At 41.9% G+C, this 11927-nt stretch carries 15 protein-coding genes; 14 read left to right on the plus strand and 1 reads right to left on the minus strand.

Features of this window, described 5'->3' with window-relative positions; all coding sequences use genetic code 11:
* Window positions 1-11: 11 nt before the first annotated feature.
* From ACH6C1_RS19435 to ACH6C1_RS19485, 11 genes are all read left to right on the plus strand, one after another.
* Entirely contained in the window at window positions 12-857 is an 846-nt protein-coding gene (locus tag ACH6C1_RS19435; protein WP_374080119.1) for a phage tail family protein, read from the plus strand.
* An 8-nt stretch (window positions 858-865) separates the two neighbouring features.
* Entirely contained in the window at window positions 866-3232 is a 2367-nt protein-coding gene (locus ACH6C1_RS19440) for a phage tail protein (protein WP_374080086.1), read from the plus strand.
* Window positions 3232-3462: a hypothetical protein gene (locus ACH6C1_RS19445; RefSeq protein WP_374080088.1), complete on the plus strand. Its 231-nt coding sequence runs from the start codon at window positions 3232-3234 to the stop codon at window positions 3460-3462. Before ACH6C1_RS19440 ends, ACH6C1_RS19445 begins: the two co-directional genes overlap by 1 nt.
* Complete coding sequence (locus ACH6C1_RS19450; protein WP_374080091.1) at window positions 3463-5301, plus strand: pyocin knob domain-containing protein; 1839 nt, start codon at window positions 3463-3465, stop codon at window positions 5299-5301.
* Window positions 5302-5312: 11 nt separating this feature from the next.
* Window positions 5313-5678: a hypothetical protein gene (locus tag ACH6C1_RS19455; RefSeq protein ID WP_374080094.1), complete on the plus strand. Its 366-nt coding sequence runs from the start codon at window positions 5313-5315 to the stop codon at window positions 5676-5678.
* A gap of 13 nt (window positions 5679-5691) precedes the next feature.
* Window positions 5692-6213, plus strand: coding sequence for an XkdX family protein (locus tag ACH6C1_RS19460; protein WP_374080097.1), 522 nt, complete (start codon window positions 5692-5694; stop codon window positions 6211-6213).
* 67 nt (window positions 6214-6280) lie between these two features.
* Window positions 6281-6466 (plus strand): hypothetical protein, encoded by a 186-nt coding sequence (locus ACH6C1_RS19465; RefSeq protein WP_374080099.1) that lies wholly within the window; start codon window positions 6281-6283, stop codon window positions 6464-6466.
* A gap of 117 nt (window positions 6467-6583) precedes the next feature.
* On the plus strand, window positions 6584-7012 hold the full coding sequence (locus ACH6C1_RS19470; protein ID WP_374080101.1) for a hypothetical protein: 429 nt from the start codon (window positions 6584-6586) through the stop codon (window positions 7010-7012).
* Window positions 6985-7389, plus strand: coding sequence for a hypothetical protein (locus ACH6C1_RS19475; RefSeq protein WP_374080103.1), 405 nt, complete (start codon window positions 6985-6987; stop codon window positions 7387-7389). Before ACH6C1_RS19470 ends, ACH6C1_RS19475 begins: the two co-directional genes overlap by 28 nt.
* A gap of 68 nt (window positions 7390-7457) precedes the next feature.
* Entirely contained in the window at window positions 7458-7715 is a 258-nt protein-coding gene (locus tag ACH6C1_RS19480; protein ID WP_374080121.1) for a holin, read from the plus strand.
* A gap of 13 nt (window positions 7716-7728) precedes the next feature.
* Window positions 7729-8772, plus strand: coding sequence for a peptidoglycan recognition protein family protein (locus tag ACH6C1_RS19485; RefSeq protein ID WP_374080105.1), 1044 nt, complete (start codon window positions 7729-7731; stop codon window positions 8770-8772).
* A 74-nt stretch (window positions 8773-8846) separates the two neighbouring features.
* Here the strand turns inward: ACH6C1_RS19485 and ACH6C1_RS19490 are convergent, their stop codons facing one another.
* Entirely contained in the window at window positions 8847-9185 is a 339-nt protein-coding gene (locus tag ACH6C1_RS19490; RefSeq protein ID WP_374080108.1) for a YolD-like family protein, read from the minus strand.
* 267 nt (window positions 9186-9452) lie between these two features.
* Here ACH6C1_RS19490 and ACH6C1_RS19495 point away from each other — a divergent pair, with 267 nt between their 5' ends.
* Genes ACH6C1_RS19495 through ACH6C1_RS19505 form a run of 3 tightly spaced genes read left to right on the plus strand, consistent with a single transcriptional unit; the run spans window position 9453 to window position 11749 of the window.
* On the plus strand, window positions 9453-10799 hold the full coding sequence (locus ACH6C1_RS19495) for an FtsK/SpoIIIE domain-containing protein (RefSeq protein WP_374080111.1): 1347 nt from the start codon (window positions 9453-9455) through the stop codon (window positions 10797-10799).
* Window positions 10735-11322: a replication-relaxation family protein gene (locus ACH6C1_RS19500; protein WP_374080114.1), complete on the plus strand. Its 588-nt coding sequence runs from the start codon at window positions 10735-10737 to the stop codon at window positions 11320-11322. Before ACH6C1_RS19495 ends, ACH6C1_RS19500 begins: the two co-directional genes overlap by 65 nt.
* Before the next feature lie 13 nt (window positions 11323-11335).
* Window positions 11336-11749, plus strand: a complete 414-nt coding sequence (locus tag ACH6C1_RS19505; RefSeq protein ID WP_374080117.1) for a hypothetical protein — start codon at window positions 11336-11338, stop codon at window positions 11747-11749.
* The last annotated feature ends 178 nt before the right edge of the window (window positions 11750-11927 follow it).

The following is an 11927-nucleotide window of genomic DNA, read 5'->3' on the forward strand; positions in this document are numbered from 1 at the left end:
TCTAAGTGACGATGTTTGTACCACCAAGAACTTCCCATAACTTCAAAATAGCTAGGAAGGATGGGAAAACCTATGATATGTACGAGATTGGTTTGCTGGTGAATAAGCTTTCGCTTAGATCACCCGCACCCAATCACGTAAGAGAAGAAGCTGAAGGTAGAAATGGGTTTTGGGATATGGGAACAACCTATGGTGGAAGAGTAATAGAATCTGAACTGAGTATGTTCCCGTCTGACCTTCCTGATTACGCATTGCTTCAGAATGAGATCTTTTTTATGTTCGATAGCAGGGAACCATTTTACTTAATACGTGATCGGGAACCAGGTAAGCGTTGGTTAGTGAAAGTGGATTCGGAATACAGTATGGAGGAACTAGTGCTGCGGGGAGACTTTTCCCTGACATTTATAAGCCCATCACCATTCTGCGAATCTATTAATACAACTGAAGATTTACAAAGTTTTGATGTTCCAAACTGGCAGATTGGAATGGGGTTATCAAGTGAAGAGGGAAGTAAGGATTATAGCTTTAAAAGTACGAGTTTCAAACTTTACAATCCAAGCAATGTAATAGTTGATCCGTTGGAGCATGAGCTTGCAATTACCATCAAAGCTGTTGCAGGTACTTATTTTCAGATGCAAAACGAAACTACAGGAGACGTTTTTCGCTATGAAGGGAAACTAAGTGCTGGTGATGTCTTAATATTAAATAGAAGTGAGTATGAGCTTAACACAGCCAACATAATTCGCAGTACTAACAGAGAGTTAATTCAACTGGCTCCTGGATGGAACACTTTCACCGTTACAGGAACATCTTCTATCGATGAAATAAAATTCCTGTTCCGTTTTTATTATTTGTAGGTGATTATATGAAACGAATAACGGTAAGGGACTTATATGGCAATGAACATTTTGCGCAAGGTACAGTGGATGTCACTCAGTCATTGAATGGACAAGAAGAAATTACACTGAACTTTGCTCAAACCACACTTAATGAGAAGTGGATTCAAGATATAAGCAATTACTGGCGAGTAATATTTGACAACAAAGAGTATGTGGTTGTCTTAGCCGGCAAGAAGCCAAGAGGAAAAAAAGTGATGCGTAGCATAAAAGCTATTCATCACTTTTTTGTATCTCTTGCAAATAATTGGATTTATGAAACCCATGATGGTTCTATGACTTTTGAAAACCGATTGAAATTCTTATTCAAGGGGACTTCACTTAGTTATAGCGTGATAGACGGTTTTTATGCTGCCAGCATTGATGGGTTTGGGAACAGTAGCAGTCTCGATCTTCTTTCAAAGACATTGGATGCTCACGATGCTGAGATAGAAGTGAGCGGTAACCGCGGATATTTCAGGGCTCAAACAGGTTCAGATAGTGATTTCCAGATAAGAAGAAGGCTTAATTTAAAGGATATCTCTATTGAAGAGGATGGTTCAGGTTTTGGTACTTACGCTAAGGGATTCGGAGAGATTCTCAATGAGGAAACAGGAGAAAGATTAGAAGTAGAGTATCAATCCCCTTTGGCAGACATACCTGGCTTTGGGGTGATTCACATCCCTCCTGTTGATGATGAAAAGTATACGATAAAAGAAAATCTACTTGCTGCTGTTAAAAAACAAGTTGATGAATCAATATCTGTATCCATGACAGTGGACATGGTGGATTTAAGGGCACAGGGTTATAACAAAGCGCCATATATTGGTGATCGTATCTTTGTTTATGACGAAGTGGTAAAAGTAAACATCGAGACTAGGATTATTGATATAAACACGAAATACAACGAACAATTAAAGCCTGTTTCTGTAACTGTCACACTATCCAATCAGAGCATAAAAGAAGCTTTCCGTTCACAATTAAACAACACGGTTAAACAATTGAAAGACATTGCGGAAGGGCGCGGGCAAATCCCTTACTCGGTTTTGCCTCCTGCAGCTAAGCGTGCCGCTGAAGCTCTTAATAACAGTTTAACTCAATTGGAGTATCCTCCTAATCTAGGAATAATTGCGCGGGATCCGAAAGATGCGAACCGTTACACCATCTTTAATTCCTCGGGGTTGGGAATAACTCGCGATGGGGGTAACACCTATGAACAGGCTATTACGCCCGATGGAATAAATACAGCATTGTTAACAGCTGGAGCAATACTTACGAACAACATCACCATTTTTGGCGGTGATTCTGAAACATATGCTTCTATTTACGGCGAAATTATCGAGACCAAAGGTACTTATGACCGAACCTGGTTTGGAAGCACGGAAAAGATTGAATCAGAGATTACTATGGGGCGAGGATATCTAAGGCTCAGTAAACTGAATGATGAGCGAGGAAGGCGAAATTTATACCTTACTAATAACGGCTTAGCGACATTTATTGGAGGGGCTAGTGAAGATGATGGTTTTGGGTCGGGAGTAATTGAATTCTGGTCATATATGTTCGAAAGCGATAGACGTGGCCTTACATTGTATTCAAACCTAGGAACGGTAGGTTTTAAAACAGAATCTCGGGACATTGTTTCGGATTCCTATCGTGACGTTATCATGAAGGCTCAAATCGGGCGAATAATCATGCGCCCAAGAGACTCTAACAGATCTGGAGATAATGAGTTCTCCTTTAACGTTAAAGAGAACCCTGACAAATGGGATCAGGATGGAGTGATTCAGTATGGTTCTGAATCTAATGGATATGCCTCAGCTATTCGAATGTCTAAAGACCCTTCCGATCCGGTCATTTATATAACAAACGGTAACGGTGATTTTTTCACAGGCGATTTACACGCTAAGGACATAACAGCTCATGGAAGATTCTATGGTGATGTGGTTGGTTCATTGATAGCCAGCGCAGATAATTCCTATGCCATGGTCAATGGCAGCTTTCGTGTGACCGACACGAGGGGCTATAACAACGGAAATATCACATATAAACCGATAACTGCTAGTGAGTTCAATACAGCCTCTAGCAAGTTCTTTAAAAAGAATATCGAAGACGTTCAACTAGATGCCACAGATCTGATAAGGTCCACACCAGTAAGGGAATATCACATGTTAGACGATATTGATGAAGTCGATATGAAGCGAATTGGCTTGATAGTACAGGAGTCACCTCTTGAGATCATCAACATGAACGATGGAGAATCGATTGACATATATGCTATGGCTTCATTGTTGTGGAAATCTAACCAAGAACTTAACGAGCGTATTGCTACGTTAGAAGGTAAAAGGGAGGCTTCATAATGGAAACTAATAGACAAGATTTAATCATTCAAAATTTAAGAGCGCAAATTAATGATTATTCCGGCCGGCTAGCATCTGTTGGTGCTGATTATGTTTTGGCAAAACAGGAAGCAGATGAGGCAAAGCAAGAAATTAGTGATTTGAAGGATTACATCAAGGAACAGGATGACGAATTAAAAAAGCTTCGCGAGCAAACAAACGGACCTTTGGAAGAAAAAGAGGTGGAATAGATGGCTGATTACACCCAACAAGCTCTACAAGGAACCCCTTTACCAAGTGAGTTTAACCGGGACTACAGAGAGCTGCTAAATGCTTATCTTAAACTATGGCAGGATGGGAAGATTAGTTTAGATTTACTACACAAAAGGGTTATGGAACTTGCTGACGAATCTAACAAGCTAGCAAATCAGGCGTTGGATAACTCAGGTACTGCCATCGAAACTTCAGAATCAGCAGAAGCCACTGCTAACTGGATAAAGTCACAATTTAACGCAATAGTCGGTAAAGCAACAGATGGCCCTGCATCATTGCAACTGAAGTTTGGTTATGACAATAAAGAGTATGCATCGCCACAAGCCAGGTTCCTTGCTGAGTGGGAGCTTATCGCTAAAAAGAACCAGGCGCAAATGTTTAAAGTTACAAACGATCTAGGATATGCAATTTCTATTCCTACAGGAACGGACTTGAACAACTTTTTCGAGGGTGGTTTTTATAAAAGCAACAATGCTGTAAATGCTCCTACTTCCGGTTGGTATTTTTACGAAATCATCCGACAAGGTGAAAAAGAATGTTTGCAAATCGCAACTAACTTTGGCACTAAAAAGCGTTACATTCGATACAGCAATAATCTAGGGGTATTCAATTCATGGGACGACACGGCATATAGGAAAGACGTGCAGCAAATGCTAGATGACCAGGTGAAGTCGTATGGATTGGGTTCTAACCCTACTAACACCGTAACGAATGGAACAGATCTAAATACACTTACCGACAGCGGATTCTATAGACTGAACGGTGAAACATTCTTAAACCAGCCTACAAATGTAGCCTTTTGTCAGATGCTTGTAATGCGGGGCGGTGGTGATACAGTTACACAAATTATAGTTAGGTATTATGGGCAGGATGTGTGGGTTCGTTCTGGAAATCCTTTGAACGCAAATAGCGGAAAATGGAATGAATGGTGGAGACTAGCTTCCGTAACAAATGATATACAAAATTTTGGTTTGGGTGTCGCGGCTGCTTCTGGTGTCGATTGGAACACGTTAACTAAAACTGGTTTCTATGCGGGTTCAATTAATGGTCCTTCGAGTTCTGTTTATATCGGAATGCACGTTCAGCATGGTTCAGCTTACGCTTATCAGATTTCCGGAAGAAATGGAAATCAGTATTTCCGAACGAATGAGAATGGCGTATGGTCAGCATGGGAAGCTATCGCGAAACAAAGCGATATTCAAGCTTTGAAGGATATTGGTATCGGTGACGTAAGGTCAAAAGGCTCTTCTGATTTAAACAATATCAATAAATCGGGTTGGTATTCTTACACGACTTCAAGCCTCAACATACCTTCTACCACAACCGGCGCGGGCGTGGTGCAGCATATAGCGTATGACGCGAATAGCCATGCACAAATAGCTTATTCGGTTAGTATGCGCGTTCAATGGATGCGAACTAAATTGATTAATCAAGAATGGACACCGTGGCTACAAACAGCAGGTTCGGCGGCAAATGCGAATTGGGAAACCTTAACGCCGCGCGGTGGTTCAGCTGTTTATGACACAGCGAACCCGCCACAGGTATTGCGTTTGGGTGATCTGGTCATGTTACGCGGAGCGCTTAAAGGAATCACCGGACGCAGCTTTCTGGCCCTTACGCTTCCTGGTCACGCTAGACCCCAAAAGGACACGGCAGCACAAACTAATATTTCTATCGGTGCAAACTTCGTGGCGAGGTACGCGCGTTGGAACATTGCACCGAACGGCGATATAACTATGCTATATACAAGTGATAATAGTTTTGATGCTACATGGTGGAGCCTAGATGGTATGTGGTTCACCGTTACTTCATCATAAGGAGGATATGGATGATGGCAGATACAAAAACGGCTTACTTTATTGATCCGGAAACATTGCTTCATAGTTATGATTATGTAGTTGTGACCGCTGATGAAAAAGGGAATTTTGCACTTCCTGATAATGCTACTTGGATTGAACCGAAGAAAGGTGAAGATGAATTCTTTATTCACGCTCGGTGGAATCCAGCGGAGCAGGCGTGGGAAGAAGGAGGAGTCGCTCCTCTACCTTCACCAGAGCCAGTCGATGATATTGATTTATTGAGACAACAACTTGCAGCAGTTCAAAAGCAAAACCTTACCCTCATACAGCAAGTCGCCACGCTTTCTAAAAGTGTGCAATCGATGGTTCTAGCACAAGCTACAAAAATACAATAAGGAGCGATGAAAATTGGCACAGTATGAAGAATGGGAGTTTTATGTCGGCCGCGTAAATGCTTATGTATGTTGGTACAAAAGGGATAATTTCCCTTCAATTGAAGATATGCGCTTGTTTTATGAATTCGGACTCTTCACAGATCAGGAAATGATTGACGGAGTGCATTATACATTCCTGGAAAAAGATGAATATGCTTATATTACAGGCAAAGAATATACAGGACCTGAGCCAGTTCAGCCGCGGCCAGTTCCTGAGCCAGCACCGCCGGTTACTGATTGGGAAGGGCCGCTTGTACAACCAAGTCCTGGTGATGCTTTGGCAGAAGAAGAAACACCTGAGGAACCAGAAGTGCCGATTGAGGATGAGACAACTCCAGAGGAACCTGAACATGATCCTGCTGAAGATATAAATGATAATCCGTACCAGGAACCGGAAGAGACAGAAGAAGCGTTAGCCGAAGAAGAACCTGCCTCTAATCCTAATAATGAAGAGTTAGTGCCAGAGGTAGAAACATCCACCAATCAAAACGGATAAGGTGTTTTTTTTATGCAGGAATATCCTCCTGATCTGTCGAAATAAGACGAAAAAGGAGGAATTTTATATGAAATTTAATGTTACTTTTGTTTTCAATGATGGAACCTCATACAAGTTTAAAGAGTTTGAAAAGCCATCTTATAATGCGCTGCTTCATTCTATATGCGAAAGTCACGATGGATGGTTTGGGAAAGATGAAAATTTCGTCCATCTAGCAAATGTTACTAGGTTCCACATTCAAACAATCGAATAAAAAAGCCAGGAGGACAAGCTCCTGGCTACCACCAGCCTGAAAGGGATAGCTGGTGGTTTTTTATTTACGCTGACTTTACAGAAAGGATTCATAAATTTTGAAAGGGGTGATCAAATTGTGAGGAGAATGCTCATGGAAAACCGATCATTGGATGTAGCGATGGATTGTTTTGGTGCTGTGCTTGCGGGGATATCAGTTATAAACGGGATAGGGTTCATATGGTTGGGAGGTGACAAGCAATATAGCACGCCAACTTATGAAGTGATGACCAATCTAATGCCTCTACAACTGTGGGGCATTATTTTTGTGGTTGTAGCTGTTTTATACCTCATGGCAATTATTATCGAAATTCCAAGAGGACATTTCATTATATTTGCTGTAGCTGGTGTCATCGGGGCAATAATGCAATTACTGTACACTCTGGCAACCTACGATGCATCAACGTATCAGATTCATACGATCCGATATCTGTTCTTCAGTTTATTACATTTGGTCATAGTTGGTTTGGGGGTATACGCATGGCTGAAAACGCGGCAGAAATTGTAACTAGGGCAGAGTTATTAGAGAGAGAGATAAAACTCAAAGAAGATTACAATGGAAAGCTGGACACTGTTAACGGTAAGGTGGACAGGCTGGAAGAAATTATCTTGCCATGGACACAAACATTGAAAGGAATAGAGGAAAACACCAGGAGAACTGCAGACAACTACGAGAAGACCAACGAGAAGCAGGATCAGATTCTTGCCAATTACCACAATCAAAATCTCAGAATTGAAAAGTTAGAGGGAGCTACAACGCTTAAGGGAGAACGGATTAAAGGTAAGACAGCAATAATTGTCGCTAGCATCACTGCATTGGGCGCAGCAGGCGGTCTTATTGGATTATTCGGTGAGAGGTTAGCTGCTGCAATATTCGGAGGATAAAGCCTTACAGGACAAGCTGTAAGGCTTTTATTATGCACAAAAAAGGAGAGGTTCACATGGAAGATGCAATGACACAGGTACTTATTCTGGCAACACTTATCGCTCCGATCGCGGCAGCATTAATGGAATTAGTTAAACGGACAGTCAACTTGCCGAACAATCTTATTCCGTTGGTGACAGTGGTAGTCGGCTTAGTTGTAGGTGTTGTTTTCGAGCCATTCACAGACCTTGATTTGATTCTAAGGCTATGGGCAGGTGGACTAGCCGGTCTTGCTGGTACAGGCCTATATGAGTTACTGGTAAAACGTTCTGGAACATCTAAATAAGGGGGAATTATCCATGGCTATAAAAGACAAATACGCTATTGAGCAAAAGTATATTACAAACAAAGTCGCTCGTCCTCGTAAAAAACTTACCGGCAGCAAACCAAGTTTTCTTGTATCGCACGAGACTGCAAATAACAGCGCTGATGCCCACGATCATTACAGCTATTTTCAGAATACAAAGCTTGCAGCGTCTGCTCACACATTCATTGATGACGAGGTTATCCTTGAAATCATCCCTCTTGATGAGGTTGCTTACCATGTTCAGTACCAAAAACCTTATGACAACCAGCGATTCGGTGATGATGCCAATGACGATGCAATCGGAACTGAATTGTGCCGGACGGGCAACTTCGCTAAAGCGTATGATCGTTTTGTTTGGTATCATGCCTATCTATGCAAGAAGTTCGGAATCAACCCAACTACTCATATTGCCAATCATAAATCATTGGATCCTGAACGACGCAGTGACCCGGACAGCTGGCTGAATCCTAACGGAGTTACATGGAAAGAGTTCCTTGCTGATGTTAAAAAGTATTATGACGCATGGGAAGGCGATGCAAAAGTCAAAATCAAGCAGCCAACTAAAACAGCGTCTGCAGTAGTATCCAATCCGGAAAAAGTATTGCGTAAAGGTAGCAAAGGAGAAGCAGTTGAGGATTTACAAGAAAAACTTATCTCCAAAGGATTCTCGCTTCTTAAATACGGAGCAGACGGAGACTACGGTGACGAGACAGTATCAGCAGTTAAACAATTGCAGAAAGCAGCTGGAATCACTGTAGATGGTATATATGGACCTGCATCTGCCAAGGCTCTTGATTCTTATAAGAAGCCAGCTGCGAAAAAATCATCTGGATCAGCTGTTGTACCCTATCCAGGAAAGTTGATTCGGACAGGTTCCCGAGGCAAAGATGTAGAGCGTATACAACGCGCGGTAGGTGTAGCGCCAGACGGCATCTTCGGGACTAATACCAGAAACGCAGTAATCGCTTATCAGAAGCGCCATGGACTTAGTGTTGATGGCATCGTTGGCAAAGATACTTGGAATAAAATGTTCTAATTAAAAACCCCCTCCTTAATTGGAGGGGCTTTTTCTATGTTTGCGGAGAATGTCTTGCTTTATAATCTTTTCCATTACATTAATTCTGTATCCACTAATTTGTCATAAGAAATAAAAACTAATCCATATTCCTCTGGCACCAGCATGTCCAATCTACGCTGCAGATGGTTAACTGATGAGACCCTACCTACAACAGTATCCATGTACTTTCCGTCATGGTAAGTAATACGAATCGGCTTATCAAACCGGATTGCGTATTCAATATCCACCTGCATATCTTCCTGCTTATCCTCGGCTATGATTGGCATCTCTTTATCAAGTAAACCCGACCACATTTTCTGCAACATTCCATGATGTTCGGGCATCATCAAAGATGTCCACTTTTTGGTTCCTCGCTCGTTTACTTCTACCACTTTCATCACTCCTAAATAAGAACGTTTGTTCTTATTTTATACCCAATTCAAAATAAATCCAACCTTTATTTTCTGGAATTAGGTAATAGGACGTGTTCCAGATTCGTATCCTGTTGTATGACCTGATGAAATTCCACCCTACCAGCCTGTTCTGGAATGTTCCAGATGCCGTAACAGCAATTGATGTACAGCCTTTTCAAGAATACTCGATCACTACAACTCTTATTCCATAAGATAACAGGGTGGCGCATTGAAAGGAGTGAGGGAATGCTGTTGGAAGGAATCACTACGTTATGCTTTGGCGGTATTGCTATCTGGGCTAAATACAAACAGACCGGTATGAAGAATGATTCCGAAAAGATCCAGAAGATATTCACACTGGCCAATCTTAATGTGCAACATGGTAAACAGCATTATACAACACAGCTGCTTAAAAAGAAGAAGTATGACTGGGGTATGGAATACCGGTACCGTATACCGCTCGGACGATCATACCAGGACTATGTCACGAAGAAATCTGTACTAGAGGATGGGTTGAACCGACAACGGGTGAAGCTTAACATCCAGGACCTTGCAGAGTTAAAGCATATCAAGCTGGATAAGAACCTCATTCGTAATGTGCAGGATCTATTTAAGAAGAAACTGAGCAACCGAAAGGAAATCGAATTGGATTTTGATGGTGTATTAATCATCAGAGTGTATGATGAACCACTGCCAATCAAGGTCCCGTATGATGCCGGCGATGGATGGAAGGTTCCCGTAGGAGTCACTAGAGAGAAGAACCAGTACTTGTATCATGATTTTGAAAAGGTCCCGCACATCGTAGAAGGCGGCGCTACACGTTACGGGAAATCCAATTTGATCAATGTCATTTTAACTAGTCTGTTGACCACTAAACCAGAACATACCCACTTGTATCTAATCGATCTCAAAGGCGGCGTAGAGTTATGTGATTACGAGAACATCAAGCAGACTGAATCCATTGCATATGAACCAGAGGAAGCGCTAGAAACGTTAAAAGCTGCATACGAAAAGATGCGCAGCATGCAGGAGACCATTAGAAAGAAAGGCAAAAAGAATGTTCAGGAAGCAGGCATACCCGATCGTTATTTTGTAATCATTGATGAGGCTGGAGAATTGAACCCAGAGGAAGCAGTGGATAAGAAGGACATTCGAGAAAACGGGATTATCGTTCACAAGAGCGAAAAGACAATTAAGGAAGAATGTCAGAAGTATATGAGTCAGATAGCGCGGCTAGGGGCTGGCTTGGGGTTCCGTCAAATTCTTGCTACTCAATATCCAACTGGTGATGTTATTCCTCGCCAATGCAAACAGAACAGCGATACAAAGATCTGTTTTCGGGTCCAGAACGGCACAGCAAGCCGTGTGGTTTTAGATAATGAAGGGGCTGAGAAGCTGCCGCAAATAAAGGGGAGAGCAATTTATCAGACAGCAGATTCCAGCGTCATCGTCCAGACTCCAGTTATTACACCCACCGATATTGATGCAGTTCTAAAGCTTCATATCGTAGCAAAAAAGGAGAAGGACAATGAAGAATTTGAGCCAGAGAGAAGAGAACATACTGTTACTTTTGAAGAAACTCGACTTTCTTAACCGTGATCAGCTTATTCGCTTGTTCGGGTTAGGAAGTATACGGAATGCCAATAGGATACTCGGAGGCATGAAAGAGTATCTTAGTTCATACCGCGACGGCTACCAAACAGTTTACTATCTAAATGCAGCTGGAAGGGATGCTGTCGGGAGTGAGAAAGTTAGGAAAAAGGGTATTTACTCTAATCATTGTGTTGTTAGGAATGATTTCTATATATTCGCTGGCAGACCCATTGAATGGAAGAACGAAATTAAGATATCTGATGGTAAGGGATCCGTCATATGCGACACGATGTTCAAGCAACAAGGCAAGTGGTACTTCCTTGAAGTAGATTTGAAGCAAAGTATGGCGAACAACAGAAAAAAGATCGCTTCATATAAAGGGCTTTATGATCGCGGACTACAGAAAGATGGTCAGGTTCCTAATATAGCTTGGCTGACGACAACTGAATTAAGGCGGAAGCAGTTGATAGAAGCGAGCAAAGAGCTTCCGTGTAAAGTATTTACTCAACAAGACATCTCCTAGGGGGTAGGACAGCATGAAGACGCACAGCATGAGCATAAGGGAGTTTATGCAGCGGGAGCCAGAAAGTAAAAAAGAGTCATTTAAGAAGGTAGCTAAAGTAGCTGTACCAGTAGCAGCACCATTTACGTTCGTATCACATAGTTATGCTGCGCCTGCAGTTACAGCAGTACCAGCGAACGCGGCGGTTGAGAAAATATCTGAAGAAACAATGAAAATGTTAATGCACATGTTGGATCCGGTTATTGATTTAGTCGTGGCAATGTCACTTCCAATTTGCAGTCTATACATCCTGGCTGCTTGCTTCTACTTTTTGTCCAGTTCACAGAAAGCGCTGGAGAAGATTTCAAAGGGAGCTATCACATATGTAGTAATTCAGATGTTTCCAATCATACAATCAATTTTGTACCAGGTTGGTGAAGCAGTTTAATAGATAGTAGAAACAGATATGCAAAAATGACCACTGACCACATTTTTGACCACAAGTTGTTCGTTTGAATGTGAATGCGTGCGTTATGTAGATAAGCTGTGGATAAAAAAAGCAGACGAAAATCAATAAAAGATGAACGTCTGCGAATACCCCCGAATCCCGCACTCTAGACTGGGCA

Origin of the sequence: Terribacillus sp. JSM ZJ617, assembly GCF_044383785.1 — a bacterium.
In the GTDB taxonomy this organism is placed as follows: domain Bacteria; phylum Bacillota; class Bacilli; order Bacillales; family Amphibacillaceae; genus Terribacillus.